The 13,935-nt window shown below is 66.2% G+C and carries 14 protein-coding genes and 1 pseudogene; 14 read left to right on the forward strand and 1 reads right to left on the reverse strand.

The genetic code is table 11. The features are described 5' to 3' along the window. Positions 1–74 precede the first annotated feature (74 nt). Complete coding sequence (locus SD425_RS27415) at positions 75–1,127, reverse strand: sodium:calcium antiporter (protein WP_324679777.1); 1,053 nt, start codon at positions 1,125–1,127, stop codon at positions 75–77. A gap of 86 nt (positions 1,128–1,213) precedes the next feature. Between SD425_RS27415 and SD425_RS27420 the strand changes: the two genes are divergently transcribed. The 14 genes and pseudogenes from SD425_RS27420 to SD425_RS27485 all read left to right on the forward strand — a co-directional run bounded on the left by SD425_RS27420 (position 1,214) and on the right by SD425_RS27485 (position 13,916). Beyond that, on the forward strand, positions 1,214–2,128 hold the full coding sequence (locus SD425_RS27420) for a LysR substrate-binding domain-containing protein (protein WP_324679779.1): 915 nt from the start codon (positions 1,214–1,216) through the stop codon (positions 2,126–2,128). A gap of 169 nt (positions 2,129–2,297) precedes the next feature. Next, entirely contained in the window at positions 2,298–2,672 is a 375-nt protein-coding gene (locus SD425_RS27425; RefSeq protein WP_324679782.1) for a hypothetical protein, read from the forward strand. A 142-nt stretch (positions 2,673–2,814) separates the two neighbouring features. Continuing rightward, positions 2,815–3,192 (forward strand): hypothetical protein, encoded by a 378-nt coding sequence (locus SD425_RS27430; protein ID WP_324679784.1) that lies wholly within the window; start codon positions 2,815–2,817, stop codon positions 3,190–3,192. 117 nt (positions 3,193–3,309) lie between these two features. Next, positions 3,310–3,948: pseudogene (locus SD425_RS27435) on the forward strand (LysR substrate-binding domain-containing protein). An 85-nt stretch (positions 3,949–4,033) separates the two neighbouring features. Then, a complete protein-coding gene (locus SD425_RS27440) occupies positions 4,034–5,146 on the forward strand; it encodes a YeiH family protein (protein WP_324679786.1) in 1,113 nt (370 codons plus the stop codon). 104 nt (positions 5,147–5,250) lie between these two features. After that, positions 5,251–6,342: a c-type cytochrome gene (locus SD425_RS27445; protein ID WP_324679788.1), complete on the forward strand. Its 1,092-nt coding sequence runs from the start codon at positions 5,251–5,253 to the stop codon at positions 6,340–6,342. A 38-nt stretch (positions 6,343–6,380) separates the two neighbouring features. After that, the gene (locus SD425_RS27450; RefSeq protein ID WP_324679790.1) at positions 6,381–6,860 is read left to right on the forward strand and encodes a DsrE family protein; all 480 of its coding nucleotides are present in this window, start codon (positions 6,381–6,383) and stop codon (positions 6,858–6,860) included. Positions 6,861–6,915: 55 nt separating this feature from the next. Beyond that, positions 6,916–7,878, forward strand: a complete 963-nt coding sequence (locus SD425_RS27455) for a substrate-binding domain-containing protein (RefSeq protein WP_324679792.1) — start codon at positions 6,916–6,918, stop codon at positions 7,876–7,878. A 13-nt stretch (positions 7,879–7,891) separates the two neighbouring features. Continuing rightward, complete coding sequence (locus SD425_RS27460) at positions 7,892–8,665, forward strand: substrate-binding domain-containing protein (RefSeq protein ID WP_235998560.1); 774 nt, start codon at positions 7,892–7,894, stop codon at positions 8,663–8,665. Between the two features lie 84 nt (positions 8,666–8,749). Beyond that, on the forward strand, positions 8,750–9,952 hold the full coding sequence (locus SD425_RS27465) for a hypothetical protein (RefSeq protein ID WP_324679797.1): 1,203 nt from the start codon (positions 8,750–8,752) through the stop codon (positions 9,950–9,952). Positions 9,953–9,993: 41 nt separating this feature from the next. Beyond that, positions 9,994–10,878, forward strand: coding sequence for a helix-turn-helix transcriptional regulator (locus SD425_RS27470; protein WP_324679799.1), 885 nt, complete (start codon positions 9,994–9,996; stop codon positions 10,876–10,878). Between the two features lie 208 nt (positions 10,879–11,086). Continuing rightward, positions 11,087–12,970, forward strand: coding sequence for a cytochrome c oxidase subunit I (locus SD425_RS27475; protein ID WP_324679801.1), 1,884 nt, complete (start codon positions 11,087–11,089; stop codon positions 12,968–12,970). Between the two features lie 76 nt (positions 12,971–13,046). Continuing rightward, positions 13,047–13,268 carry a hypothetical protein gene (locus tag SD425_RS27480; RefSeq protein ID WP_324679803.1) on the forward strand — a complete coding sequence of 74 codons (222 nt, stop codon included), beginning with the start codon at positions 13,047–13,049 and terminating at the stop codon, positions 13,266–13,268. Positions 13,269–13,271: 3 nt separating this feature from the next. Next, a complete protein-coding gene (locus tag SD425_RS27485; RefSeq protein ID WP_324679805.1) occupies positions 13,272–13,916 on the forward strand; it encodes a TMEM175 family protein in 645 nt (214 codons plus the stop codon). The last annotated feature ends 19 nt before the right edge of the window (positions 13,917–13,935 follow it).

A 13,935-nucleotide genomic window follows, 5' to 3' on the forward strand; every position in this document is an offset into this window, starting at 1 on the left:
GTGGTGCTTTCGCCGTGGCGCAGCAATACGAGGTCGGGCATGGAGTAGGGCGGTGAGGAGGGCACTAGTATTCGTTAGGGACTGATAGCTAACAGTCCCAGCATACCTAGGGCATACAACCCGAGTACTACCAGCGAGTCGAGGCCCATGCGGGCCACCTGCCGCTGCGGCCGGAAAACCAGCCCGTAGACGTACACGCAGGTGAGCAGCATGCCCAGGCCCGTGAGATAGAGGTCGGCCTTGCCGGCGTGGGGCAGCGCGGCCTGGCCCGAGAGCGCGCTGGCCACCAGAAACAGCACCGGCAAAAAGGCATTGCCCCCAAAAATATCGCTGATGGCCAGCTGGTATTCGCCCGCTTTCATGGACGCCAGGCCGGTCGAAACCTCGGGCAGCGAGGTGGCTGCCGCCAGCACCGTGGCCCCAAACAGCAGCCCGCTCAGGCCCCAATGCGTGGCCAGCGCGTCGCCGCTGCGCTCCAGCACCACGCCCGCCACCAGCGTCACGAGGGCCGCAGCCAGGAACACCAGCCCCGTGCGCCAGGTGCTGGCCGGGGGCGTTGGCTGGGCCGGAGCCGCTGGCTTGGGCGGCGGGCTGCCAGCCGGGGCCGCGTCGTGCGCCTGCCAGGGTAGCCCCTTTTGCGCTTTGCCAATCAGCCATAGGCCCACTACCCAGAGCCCCAAGATGAGCAGGCCCGCCGGGGTTATGCGGGCCACGATAATGGCGGCTGGCAGCTGGCTGCCTACCAGCACGGCCGCCAGCACGGCCAGCACCAGTACGCCTTCCAGTACCAGCACCAGCGAGGCGGCCTGGTAGGTGAGGGCCGCTTTTTTGCCCAGGCCAAACACGTCGAGCACCACCAGCACTAGCGTCTGCATCGCAATGCCACCCAAGATGTTACCAATGGCTAATTCCAGGTGCTGGCTCAGGGCCGCGCTGACTGTGATGGCCAGCTCGGGCAAGTTGGTGACCACCGCCAGCAGCAGCAAGCCGCCCAGCGCCTGCCCTAGTCCGAAGCGCTTGGCCAGCACCGAGGTAGCGTTGGCAAGGTAAACGCCGGCCACCCAGACGGCCGCCCCGGCCGCCGCGAAGGCAAGTAGCAAAAGGGGAATGGATAAGTGGGCGAACATGCAGCAGCGAATGAAGTGGAAGGCCCATACGGGCCGGCCGGCCTTTTCGCCGCAAAGTCCGCGCTACAGCCCCGACCTTCGCGCCCATGTCCGATTTTCGCCTTCGCGTATTTGCCGCCGTGGCGCGGCACCTGAGCTTCACCAAGGCCGCGCAGGAGCTGTTCGTGAGCCAGCCCGCCGTCACCAAGCACATCCGCGAGCTGGAGGCCCAGTACGGCCAGCGCCTGCTGGAGCGCAGCGGCAGCAAGGTGCTGCTCACCGAAGCCGGCCGCCTGCTGCTGCTGCACGCCGAAGCCGTGGCCGCCTCGGCCCAGCAGCTCGACGAGCAGTTGCTCGGCCTGCGCGACCCCGACGAGGCCGCCGGCCGCCTGCGCCTGGGGGCCAGCACCACCCTGGCCCAGTACGTGCTGCCGGCCTGGCTACCCGCTTTCCAGGCGCGCTACCCGCGGGTGCAGCTGAGCTTGCTCAACGTCAACTCCGAGCGCATCGCCGAGGCCCTGCTGCGCGGCGAGCTGGATTTGGGCTTCGTGGAAGGCCGCACCAAAAACCGCGACCTGCACTACGAGTTGCTGCTGCCCGACGAGCTGGTGGCCGTGCGCCAGCCTACGCCCGCCGGCTCGCCCCCTAGGCCCCTGCCGCTGGCTGAAGTACTGGCCAGCCCCCTGGTGCTGCGCGAGCGCGGCTCGGGCACGCTGGAGGTGCTGGAAATGGCCCTGCGCGAGCGTAAAATCAAGCTCGGCGAGCTGAAAACCGCGATTTACCTGGACAGCACCGAGGCCATCAAGACCTACCTGGAGGCCGCGCCGGGAGCCGTGGGCTTCGTGTCGCGGCAGGCGCTGCGGCGCGAGCTGGCGGCGGGCCTGCTCGAAGAAATACCTGTGCAAGGCTTCACGCTGCCCCGGCAGTTCGAGGCGGTGTGGGTGCAGGGCCAGCCCCTGACGCGCACCGCCCAGCGCTTCTGGAGCTTTGCCCAGCAGCAGGCGGTCAGCAAAGCAGGGTAGCGAGTTTGGTTATTAGCAATAACTATTTGCTATAACCAAAATTCAATAAGGGCCGCTACTTTTGCCGTATCACTTGCCAGCGGCAGTGGCTTTTCCAGCGGCAGTGGCTTTTGCTGCTAGCCGCCGCCAGTTTGCTGTACATTAGTTCTTCACTTTTTCCCTTTTTGCCATGAGCCAGCCCGCCGATTCCCCCGATTCGCAGCCCACTCCCGCCGAGCAGCCGGCCGATGCGGCCCACGCCGGTACGCCGCACTACGGCACCTTTGGCGACCCGGCCAACGTGCCTGTTACCCCGGAGCATCATCCCAACCGCCCCTACGTGGGCGGCTATATGGACCCCGAAGGCACCCACGGCGGCTGCGAGACCGGCCCTTATGACCCCAGCCAGCAGCGCGGCCACGCCGAGCAAAACCAGGCTACCGCCGCCATTGAGGCCGCCCAGGGCAAAGACGAGGACGTGGAGCGCGCCGCTTACGTGGCCGACGACCCGCGCTACGCCGGGGGCGACGTGTACGACTTGCAAAACGAGCAAACCGGCTTTTAGCCGGCCGGGCCGCTCGCCGGGGCCGCGCTTCCCCCCGGCGCGTGGCTCGGGCACCGCCGCACCCTACCCACGGCAGGAGCCGGCCGATTCAGCGGCCCCGATGCCAGCCCCACCTTTACCATTCACGCCAACTTTTTTTCGCATGAGCCAGCACCCCGAAAACCCCGCCGACGAAGCCCACGCCGGCACGCCCCAGTACGGCGACTTTGGCCACCCCGCCGACCCCGCCGCGCCCCGCACTTACCGCGAGAACGCCTACGATGGCTCGAATGATAACCCCGACGAGTTCAGTGCGTTCCGAAGCAAGCACGCTGCCCACACCGAGCACTACTGCATGACCGATGCGCAGGCCGACCCCGCCAAGCAGCGCGGCCACGTGGAGCAAAACCAGGACACCGCCGCCATTGAGGCCGCCCAGGGCAAAGACGAGGACGTGGAGCGCGCCGCTTACGCGGCCGACGACCCGCGCTACGCTGGGGGCGACGTGTACGACTTGCAAAACGAGCAAACCAGTCTCTAGCCGGCCGGCCAACCGGCCGGGCTAGCGCCAGCAGTAAAGGCACCCTCCGGTGCCTTTACTAGTTTTAAGCAGCCGGCAACTAGTTGGCAAAAAGCTAGTTATTCTTTCTTCTCTACTATGCCTACCCTACACATCGGGGCCAGCGCCACCCTGGCCCGCTACGTGCTGCCCCGGCTGCTGGCCGATTTTCGGGCCCGGCACCCGGCGGTAGCCGTGGCGCTGCACCCCGCCAACTCGGCGCAGGTAGCCCAGGCGCTGCTGCGCGGCGAGCTGGCGCTGGGCTTTGTGGAAGGCCCCGAGCGGCTGCCCGGCCTGCGCTACGAGCGGCTGCTATTCGACGAGCTGGTGGCCGTGCGCGGGGCCACGCCGGCCGGGCCGCCCGCCGCCCCGCTGGCATTGCCCGAGGCCCTGGGCCACCCCTAGGCGTTGCGCGAGCACGGCTCGGGCACGCTGGCCGTGGTCGAAGCCGCGCTGCTCACCCACGGCGTGCGCTTGGCCGACCTGCCCGCCCCGCGCTACTTCACCGGCAACGAGGCTCTCAAAGCCCACCTGCTGGCCACGCCCGGCGCGCTGGGCTTTCTGTCGCGCCGCGCCCTGATGGCCGAGCTGGTGAGCGGGCAGCTGGAAGAAATACCCATCCGGGGCCTGTACCTGGCGCGGACGCTCGCCGCTGCGTGGCGCACGGGCGAGGTGCTCCCGCTTGCTGCCCAACAGTTTATCCGGCTGTGCGACCTGTCTTGCGACTGCCTTTCATAACCAATGGTTATTGCTCATAACATTATGGGATAATCTAAACAGGGAGCTTTGCCGTAAATTTGCAGCAGTTAACCAGCTCTCACCCATGACCCAGCACCCTAATACTACTCCCCCCGCCGCGCCGGCCACCGAGCACAGCGCCGAGCCGCTGCTCTTCGCCTCTTCGGCCGAGATAGAGCACGCCGAAGCCACCCTCGACGAGCCTGAAACCACCACTGGCATCTTCCGCTCGCTGCACACGCCGCGCGAGCTGTTTGGGCGCACGTTTACGCTGCGGCAAGTGCTGTTCGGGCTGTTTCTGGTGTTTTGCCTCACGCCCTGGGCCTCGCCGCCCATTGCGCTTGCCCTGGGGCTGGTGCTGGCCCAAACGGTGGGTAACCCCTTCACCAGCCACACCAAAGCCTTCACCCACAAGCTGCTGCAATTCTCGGTTATCGGCCTGGGCTTCGGCATGAACGCCCACGCGGCGGTGCAGGCGGGCAAAGAAGGGATTCTGTTCACGGTCGTGTCCATCTTCGGTACGTTGTTTCTGGGCTACTTCGTAGGTAAGTGGCTGGGGCTGAGCAAACACGTGGTGCACCTCATTTCGTGCGGCACCGCCATTTGCGGCGGTTCGGCCATCGCGGCCATCGGGCCGGTGCTGCGGGCCAAGGACGAGGAAATGTCGGTGGGCCTGGGCACGGTGTTCGTGCTGAACGCCATTGCGCTGTTCGCCTTCCCGCCCATTGGCCACGCCCTGCACATGAGCCAAAACCAGTTTGGCCTCTGGTGCGCCATCGCCATCCACGACACGAGTTCGGTAGTGGGCGCGGCGGCGGCCTACGGCAACCAGGCCCTGGAAGTAGCTACGACGGTGAAGCTGGCGCGGGCGCTCTGGATTATTCCGGTGGCCATCGGCACGGCCATGATTTTCAAGCAGAAAGGCGTTAAAATCTCGATTCCCTACTTCATCTTCGGCTTCATCCTGGCGATGCTCTTCAACACCTTCGCCCCAGCCTACATCCCCGCCGCCAAGGCGCTGGGCCCGGTGATGGTGAACCTGGCCAAAATCGGCCTCACGGTGACGCTCTTCTTTATCGGCGCGGGTCTTTCGGCCAAGGTGGTGAGCTCGGTGGGTATCCGGCCCTACGTGCTGGGCGTGCTGCTGTGGATCGTGATTTCGACCACCTCGCTCTACGTCATTTTGCACGCCGTTTAGGCGGCCCGGCCCGCGGGGTGAAGGCGACCAATCTGGCCTGAAACGCTTAGTAATCAGGGGTTTGCCTGCTGATAATTTTCCTTCCCATTCCCACCCTTTTCGTCATGGAAACTCCCGCCGAGCCCTCGCCCCGCCTGCAACCCGAAGACAAGCAGGTGTTCATCAAGGTCGCCGGGCTGCTCACCTGGGTTATTGGGCTGATGGTGCTGGTGGTGGCCGTGACGGCCTACGTGCTGGTGTTTCCGCCCAAGCCCGGGGCCCCGGTAGCCGCCGCGGCCCCGCCGGCCGGTGCGGCGGCGCAGCCGGCTAGGGCGCAGCTGGTTAACTTTTTCACGCCCGCGCGCTTCCTGCTCGACAGCGTGCAAAACAACCCCGAGGGCGAGCTGATTCGCTACGGCCACGAGCTGATTGCCCACACCCCGCAGTACCTGGGGCCCCAGGCCAAGGACCCGCTGCTGCGCCTGGCCGGCAGCAACCTGGCCTGCCAGAACTGCCATTTGCAAGCCGGCCAAAAGGCCTTTTCGGCTCCCTACGTGGGCATCTGGGGCATTTACCCCACCTACAAGGGCCGCGAAAACGCCATCAGCACACTCGAAGACCGCATCAACGGCTGCATGACGCGCAGCCTCAACGGCCAGCCGCTGACTCTTGACGGCAAGGAGATGAAGGCCATGGTGACGTACATGAAATGGCTGGGCCGCCAGGTGCCGGTGGGCGAGAAAGTGAAGGGCCAGGGGTTTGTCAAGTTCACGATGCCCAACCGGGCCGCCGACCTGGGCCAGGGCAAGCTCATTTTTGCCCAGCAGTGCGCCAGCTGTCACGGCGCGGGCGGCCAGGGCCAGCGCGCCCGCAGCAGCGGGCAGTACCAGTACCCGCCGCTGTGGGGCCCCGACAGCTACAATGACGGGGCCGGCATGCACCGCCTGCAAACGGCCGCCCGCTTCGTGAAGGCTAACATGCCCTTCGGGGCTACCGCCGAGCACACCGTCCTCAGCGACGAGGCGGCCTACGACGTGGCCGCTTATTTCAACTCGATGCCCCGGCCCCACATGGCCCACCTCGCCAAAGACTACCCCGACCTAAGCAAGAAGCCGGTCGATTGCCCCTACCCCCCTTACGCCGACCAGTTTACGCAGCACCAGCACCAGTTTGGCCCCTATGCCGCCATGAGCCAGGGCAAAAAAGGCGCGGAATAAGTGCGGCAAAACCCCTCTTTTCTTTCCAGTTTTCTCCCATGAAAAGCTTGTTTCTGACCGCCGCGCTCATCGCGGGTCTTTCCTTCACGGGCCGCGCCCAAACCCCCGCCGCTATGCACGATGCCGAGGCATTCCAGAAAGGCACCTTCGCCGGCGCGACCGCCGACCAGGCCCACTACAACGCCGTGTACCAGCTCGATAGCGACGACCCCAAGCTCATTCAGCAAACGCTGCGCAACATCAACAACGCGCTGGAAGACGCGCGGCTGAAGGGGAAGATTACTATTGAACTGGTGGCCTTCGGCAACGGCACCGCCCTCTTCCGCAAGGACCAGCCCTACGAGGCGCCGCTAACCGCCCTCAAGGCGAAGGGCGTCATCCTGTCGCAGTGCCTGAACACACTCAAGGAGAAGAAGATAAGCAAGGACGAGCTGCTGCCGCTCATCGCCTATGTGCCCAGCGGCAACGGGGAGCTGATTATCCGGCAGGCCCAGGGCTGGTCGCTGGTGCACCCCTAGGGGGGAGGGCCTGGCTCCGCCTGCACAATACGCTTACTTCCCAACCACCCCGCCCATGAAACGCCTTCCTCACCTGCTTGCTCTGGCTGCGCTCGCGCTGGCCCCGGCTGCCCTTTCGGCCCAGACCATGCCCGTGCAGAAACCCACGCCGCCCGACGCGGCCCACCGCTTCGACCCGCCCTGGAATGCCCCGTTTCAAACCGGCGAGGCCTTTACGGTGCCCGGGATTGACAACGTGCCCGACTTGTATGGCGACGTGGTGGACCCGCAGCTGGTGGTGTTTTTTGGGGGCAACCAGTTCATGGTGCTCGACGATTTGCTGCGCGAGTTTCGCAAGGCCTACCCGCAGTACCAGCGCATTTTCGTGGAAACGCTGCCGCCCGGCATCCTGGCCAAGCAGATTGAGCAGGGCGGGGCGCTGGTGGTGGGCAACCTGCGCATCGCCCTCAAGCCCGACGTGTACGCGGCCGGCAAGAGCCGCATGGATATGACCCCCGAGTGGTTTGGACGCACCAGCAGCTACGCCCAGAACCGGCTGGCTATTATGGTCCGCAAGGGCAACCCCAAGAAGGTGGCCAGCCTGCGCGACCTGGGCCGGCCCGAGGTGCGGGTGAGCATGCCCAACCCCACCTGGGAGGGCATCGGCAAGCGCATCGAAGAGTCGTATCAAAAGGCTGGGGGCGTGGCACTCAAAACGGCCGTGATGACGACCAAGGTGAAAGCCGGCAGCACGTTTCTGACCCAGATTCACCACCGGCAATCGCCCCTGCGGGTGCTCTACGACCAGTCGGATGCCGCCCCGGTGTGGTACACGGAGGCTTTTTACCAGAAAATGCTGGGCCACCCGGTAGAGAGCGTCGAGATTCCGGCCAAGGAAAACATACTGGCCAACTACGTGGCCGGCACGATGAAAGCCGCCCCCCACGCCCAGGCCGCCGAGGACTTCGTGGCCTTCCTCACCAGCCCCGCCGGGCAGGCCGTGTACCAGAAGTACGGCTTCCTGCCCCCGGTGAAATAACCTCCTTTCCGCCATGCAAACCCCTTTTCGCACCCGGCTCGGCCGGGTTGCCCGCTGCCTTATGCTCAGCACCTTAGCCGCCAGCCCGGCCCTGGCCCAGACGCCGCCCCAAACCCTGCACGTGTACGGCCCCGGCGGCCCGGCCACGGCTATGAAGGAGTGCGCTGCCGCCTTTACCAAACAAACGGGAACCCCCGTGGACGTCACGGCCGGCCCCGAGCCGCAGTGGCTACCCCAGGCCCAGCAGGATGCCGACCTGGTGTACGGCGGGGCCGAATATATGCTCACCCAAACTGCGCTGGCCCACCCCGGCCTGGTGGACGAGGCCAGCCGCACCAGCCTCTACGCCCGCGAGTCGGCGGTGCTGGTGCGGCCGGGCAACCCGCTGCACATCAAGCGCCTCGAAGACCTGACCCGGCCCGGCGTGCGCCTGCTCGACGTGAACGGGGCCGGCCAGATGGGCATGACCGAGGACATGGCTCGCACCCCGGCCCTCATCGCCAACCTCCAGCACAATACCCGCACCTCGGTGAAGACCAGTGCCGAGGCCGTGGCTCTCTGGCAGCAGCAGCCCCAGGGCTACGACGCCTGGATAACCTATGCCTCGTGGCAGCCGCGCCTGCCCGGCTCGGCCCTGGTGCGCCTGCCCCGCGCCCAGCGCGTGCACCGGGGCACGCCCATCGCCCTCACCCAGCGCACCACCCAGGCGGCCACCGCCCGGCAGTTCGTGGCCTTTTTAAAGTCAGCCGAGGGCCACGCCATTTTCCGCCGCAATGGGTGGGAGTAGGGGGTGAGGCGCCACGCAAGGGCGTTAAAGCACCCTCACCAAAACAATTTCTTCCTAATCATTACCCATTTACCCCTTTCCTGCATGACCATTTTCTCCACCTCTACCCGCGCCCCGCGCCGGCTGGCTCTGGGGCTAGCCACGGCCCTGCTGGGTAGCGCCGCCCTGCTGGGGGGCTGCAAAAAAGACGACACTCAGGCGGCCGATACCGCGCCGCTCCTGCGCATTGTGTCGCCCGTGGCGAGTGCCGTGGTGGCACCCGGCGTGGGCCGCCTGGGCGCGGGCAGCTTCGACGGGGCAGGCTTTTTGGTGAACCTGGAAATCGTGACCCAGGACACGGTGACCATCCCCACCAAGGAAGGCCTCAACATCCGCAACGCCGCCGCCGTGGGCAGCCCCAACGTGAACCTGCCCGGCCTGACGGTGAGCCTCGACGTAGACCTGACCACCCCGGCGGGCGTGGTCATCGCCAAGGGCACCAACCTGGCCTCGCTCTTCAACATCGCGGGCACCGATGACACGCCCGGCCCCGGCGTCACGACCTGGGTGAGCTGGCACGTGCTCGAATCGCTGCCCGCCGGCACCACCAGCTTCAACCTCACGGCCGCCCTCAAGGACCGCGCGGGGCGCACCACTACCACTACCCAAAAAGTGAGCGTGGGCTCCGGCCCCGGCGGGGCGGCCAGCGGCCAGGCCCTCACGCCGGCCCCGCTCACCACCGCCCTCACGCCCGGCGCGGATGACCCGGCCGGCCCCACGGTGACGCTGCTGGCCCCGCGCCTCCCGAGCAGCATCAGCCCCGGCATCCAAACGGCGGGCGTGCTGCCCACCCCACCCAGCCAGGGCGCCCTGTTTTTTGTGCAGGTGTCAGCCCTCGATAAGTCGAAAAACGGCATCGGGGTGAACGAGAACGCCCTGGGCAAGGCCGACGCCGACCGGGGCACCATCTTGGACGGCACCCAGTCGTCGAAGGGTCCCAACCGCTACGCGCCGGGCCTGGTCGTGACTTTCGACGTGCCGCTGCTGCAACCCAACGGCAACGTCATCGCGGCTGGCGGTAACCTGGCCCCGGTCTTCAACACGGCCGGCAGCGAGGTGGACCCTAGCGGCTTCGTGCGCACCACCTTCGGCTGGGTAGTAGGCGGCACCTTGCAGCTGCCGGCCGGCAAAACCAGCGTCACCATCAAGGCCGCCGTGGTGGACAACGCGGGCAAAACCGGCAGCGCCACCCAGGTGGTGCAAATAAGCCCCGTGGCCAACGGCCAGCTGCTGACGCCGGCCCCCTAGGGGGTAGTCTCTGGCGCGCTATTCCACCAACTCCCATCTCCATGAACCCCATGGCCCTTCCCTTGCTCGACTGGCGGGTGTGCCCCACCGGGCGGCCCGACGAGCCGCTGCGGATGCAGCGCCTCGAAGCGTTGGCGGCCCGGGCACCGGGCGTGGCCCACGCCCACCGCTTCTGGCTGCTGCTGCACGTGGCGCGGGGCGCGGGCGTGCTGCACCTGCCGGGGCAGGCGCTGGCGCTGCAACCGGGGCAGTTGGTGCTGCTGCCGCCGGGGCCGGTACTGGGCTGGGCGCTGGCGGCCGGCTGCCGGGGCGAGGTGGTGTGCTTTCTGGCCGACTACTACCTGGCCAGCTTTCCCGCGCCGGGGCTGCCGGCCGGGCCGGGGCCGTGGGCGCTGGTATTGCCCCCGGCCGAGCGGGCCGAAGTGCCGGCCCTGCTGCGCGGCCTAGCCCGCACCCTGGCCGAGCCTAACGCCGACCCCGCCCAGGCCCGCGCCTACCTGCACCTGCTGCTGGCGTTGGCTTTCCCGGCCGCGCCAGCCCCGCAGGGGGGTAGGGCGGCGGCGGTGGCCCGGCAGTTTGCGCAGCTGCTGGAAGCGCACTTTCGCACCCTGCACGCGGTGCGCGACTACGCCGCCCGCCTGCACCTCAGCCCCGACCACCTCTGCGCCTGCTGCCGCCAGTACCTGGGCCACCCCGCCCGCCAGCTCATTGGGGCGCGGGTGCTGGCTGAGGCCCGGCATCTGCTGGGCACCACGGGCCTGTCGGTGGCCGAGGTGGGCTATGCCCTGGGCTTTGAGGATGCCTCGCATTTCGGGCGCTTCTTCCGCCAGCACGCGGGCTGCTCGCCCCGGGCCTACCGCCAAAACCCGGCTTTGTACCAGAAAAACCTGGAAAACGGCCAGTTGCCCGGTAGGCCGGGCGGGTAAGTTTGTCCTGGGCCAGTTGCTGTAGCTTGGACTTGGTAGTCCGAGCGCTCGCGCAGCGGGCATCCGGCATCGGAAGTCGCTCGCCCGCAACTACCCGCTGCGCTCGTGCTCGGACTACCAAGACTAAGCTACACTTCCCCAGGGGGCTCTATTCTTTTCACTCCCTGGCGCGGACCGCTGGCCGGCCGGGGGCAATTTGCACAACGCTATGGCTACTGAGTTCACGGCCTCCTCGCAGGCGCAGGGGGGCATCGGCACGGCCGCCGCTCCGGCCACTACCCACGCCGACCACCTAGCCGGACCCGACCACCACGAGGCGCAGCACTGGCTTTTTAAGTACGTTTTCAGCCAGGACCACAAAATGATTGCCCGGCAGTTTCTGCTCACGGGCATGTTTTGGGCGCTGGTGGGCGGGGTGCTCTCCACGCTTTTCCGGCTGCAATTGGGCTGGCCCGAGGCCACCCTGGAATGGCTTAAGCCGCTGCTGGGCAAGTGGATTGAAGGCGGCAAGCTCAACCCCGAGTTTTACCTGGCCCTGGTGACGATGCACGGCACGATTATGCTGTTTTTCGTGCTCACGGCAGGCCTCAGCGGCACGTTTGCCAACCTGCTCATTCCCCTGCAGATTGGGGCCCGGGACATGGCGTCGGGCTTCATGAACATGCTCTCGTACTGGTTCTTTTTCCTGTCGGGGGTAGTCATGTTCACGTCCTTATTCCTCGAAACCGGCCCCGCCGCCTCGGGCTGGACGGTGTACCCGCCGCTCTCGGCCCTGCCGCAGGCCATCGACGGCTCGGGCCTGGGCATGACCCTGTGGCTGGTGAGCATGGTGCTCTTCGTGGTGAGCACGCTGCTGGGCGGCGTCAACTATGTGACCACCGTGCTCAACCTACGCACCAAGGGCATGAGCATGACCAAGCTGCCGCTCACGGTGTGGGCGCTCTTTATTACGGCTATCCTGGGCATTCTCACGTTTCCGGTGCTGTTTGCGGGCCTGCTGCTGCTGGTGTTTGACCGCTCGTTTGGCACCTCGTTCTACCTGTCCGACATCTATATTGCCGGGCAGGCGCTGCACAACCAGGGCGGCTCGCCGGTGCTGTTTCAGCACTTGTTCTGGTTTTTGGGCCACCCCGAGGTGTACATCGTCATCATGCCGGGCATGGGCATCGTATCCGAAATCCTGGCTACCAACGCCCGTAAGCCCGTTTTCGGCTACCGCGCCATGATTGGCTCGCTCTTCGCCATCCTCATTTTGTCGTTTGCGGTGTGGGGCCACCACATGTTCGTGACGGGCATGAACCCCTTCCTGGGGTCGGTGTTCATGTTTCTGACCCTGATTATCGCCGTGCCCTCGGCCGTGAAAAGCTTCAACTGGATTGCCACCCTCTGGCGCGGCAACATCCGGTTTACGACGGCCATGCTCTTCAGCATCGGGTTCGTGTCACTCTTCATCGCGGGCGGCCTCACGGGCATTGTGCTGGGCAACGCGGCGCTCGATATTCAGCTGCACAACACGTACTTCGTCATTGCCCACTTTCACCTGGTGATGGGCTCGGCGGCGTTCTTCGGGATGTTTGCCGGGGTGTACCACTGGTTTCCGAAGCTGTTTGGGCGGATGATGGACGAGAAGCTGGGTTATATCCACTTCTGGCTCACCTTCGTGGGCGTCTACCTCATTTTCATGCCCATGCACTACCTGGGCATTGCCGGCTTCCCGCGCCGCTACTACTCCTGGACGGCCTTCGACGCCTTTTCGCAGTTTGCCGACCTCAACCGGATGATTTCGCTGGCGGCCATCGCCGTGTTCTTCGCGCAGTTTATCTTCCTCTTCAACTTCTTTTACAGCATTTTCCGGGGCCGCCTCGCCACCCAAAATCCCTGGCACTCAAACACCCTGGAGTGGACTACGCCCATCGACGTGCCCCACGGCAACTGGCCCGGCGAAATACCCGCCGTGTACCGCTGGCCCTACGACTACAGCAAGCCCGGTGCCGACGCCGACTTCATCCCCCAAACCGTGCCCTACTCGGCCACGCCCGAGTCGAACCTGCTCGGGGAGGAGGTGCAGCTGGCCCAGGCCCGTGGCGAGTAGCCGGGCCCAACCCAGTGGCTTGCCCCTGCCGTACACGGCGGGGGCAAGCCCTTTTTTTACGCTCTTTCTTACGCTTATGAATTTTCTTCGTTTCCTGGCTGCTGCGGTGGCCCTTGCCGCCCTCAGCCTCCCGGCCGCCGCCCAAAACACGCCCCGCGGCGTGCAAATGCAGGCGCGAGCCGACCGCAAAATGGACCGCGCCCACACCCTCAAGCACGGCGAAAGCCTTAGCGAAGAGCCGAAGCTGGTGCGCCAGGAAGACCGCCGCGACCACCGCCGGGCCAAGCCCCGCCGCTAGCCCGTGGCCCGGCTGCACGCCCCGCCCGTGGCTTACACCACCGTGGCGGGCCAAAACTTGCGCCGCATCGAGTCGCTAAGCGACGGCGTGTTTTCCATCGCCATGACCCTGCTAGTGCTCAACCTGCGGGTGCCGGCCGCCGACCTCGTGCGCACCGAGGCCGACGTGGGGCCGGCCCTGCTGGGGCTGCTGCCCAGCATCGGGGGCTACGTGCTGGGGTTTCTATCGCTGGGCATCTTCTGGGTGTGCCAGAGCACGCAGTTCACGTACCTGGAGCACAGCGACCGGCGGCTGGCCTGGTGGCATATTGCTTTTCTGTTGGTGGTGGGCCTGCTGCCGTTTTCAACGGCCTTTCTGACCACGCATTTTCCGCTGCGCGGGGCGGTGCTGGTGTACTGGGCCAACCTGCTGCTGGTGGGCGCTGCGCTGCTGGGCAGCTACCGCTACGCCCAGCGTCACAGCCTGTTGCGGGCCGTGGATGCGGCCGTGAGCCAGGCGTTGGTGCGGCGCATCGTGCTCATGCAGGTGCTCTACGCGGCGGCGGCGGGATTGTGCTTCGTGAGCGTGTACGCCGGGGCCATCCTGCTGCTGCTGGTGCAGCTCAACTATGCCCTGGGCCTGGTGGCCGACCGCTGGCTGGGCGACTGAATTTATTGGTATTATCCTG

The organism is Hymenobacter sp. GOD-10R (genome assembly GCF_035609205.1).
Taxonomy (GTDB): Bacteria; Bacteroidota; Bacteroidia; order Cytophagales; family Hymenobacteraceae; genus Hymenobacter.

What these genes read in the sequence shown, in the direction of transcription:
- SD425_RS27450 (WP_324679790.1), top strand. Translation starts at nt 6,381, where the DNA reads ATGAAAAGCTTGTTTCTGACCGCCGCGCTCATCGCGGGTCTTTCCTTC.
- SD425_RS27460 (WP_235998560.1), top strand. Translation starts at nt 7,892, where the DNA reads ATGCAAACCCCTTTTCGCACCCGGCTCGGCCGGGTTGCCCGCTGCCTT.
- SD425_RS27465 (WP_324679797.1), top strand. Translation starts at nt 8,750, where the DNA reads ATGACCATTTTCTCCACCTCTACCCGCGCCCCGCGCCGGCTGGCTCTG.
- SD425_RS27475 (WP_324679801.1), top strand. Translation starts at nt 11,087, where the DNA reads ATGGCTACTGAGTTCACGGCCTCCTCGCAGGCGCAGGGGGGCATCGGC.
- SD425_RS27445 (WP_324679788.1), top strand. Translation starts at nt 5,251, where the DNA reads ATGGAAACTCCCGCCGAGCCCTCGCCCCGCCTGCAACCCGAAGACAAG.
- SD425_RS27425 (WP_324679782.1), top strand. Translation starts at nt 2,298, where the DNA reads ATGAGCCAGCCCGCCGATTCCCCCGATTCGCAGCCCACTCCCGCCGAG.
- SD425_RS27455 (WP_324679792.1), top strand. Translation starts at nt 6,916, where the DNA reads ATGAAACGCCTTCCTCACCTGCTTGCTCTGGCTGCGCTCGCGCTGGCC.
- SD425_RS27420 (WP_324679779.1), top strand. Translation starts at nt 1,214, where the DNA reads ATGTCCGATTTTCGCCTTCGCGTATTTGCCGCCGTGGCGCGGCACCTG.
- SD425_RS27470 (WP_324679799.1), top strand. Translation starts at nt 9,994, where the DNA reads ATGAACCCCATGGCCCTTCCCTTGCTCGACTGGCGGGTGTGCCCCACC.
- SD425_RS27430 (WP_324679784.1), top strand. Translation starts at nt 2,815, where the DNA reads ATGAGCCAGCACCCCGAAAACCCCGCCGACGAAGCCCACGCCGGCACG.
- SD425_RS27415 (WP_324679777.1), bottom strand. Translation starts at nt 1,127, where the DNA reads ATGTTCGCCCACTTATCCATTCCCCTTTTGCTACTTGCCTTCGCGGCG.
- SD425_RS27480 (WP_324679803.1), top strand. Translation starts at nt 13,047, where the DNA reads ATGAATTTTCTTCGTTTCCTGGCTGCTGCGGTGGCCCTTGCCGCCCTC.
- SD425_RS27440 (WP_324679786.1), top strand. Translation starts at nt 4,034, where the DNA reads ATGACCCAGCACCCTAATACTACTCCCCCCGCCGCGCCGGCCACCGAG.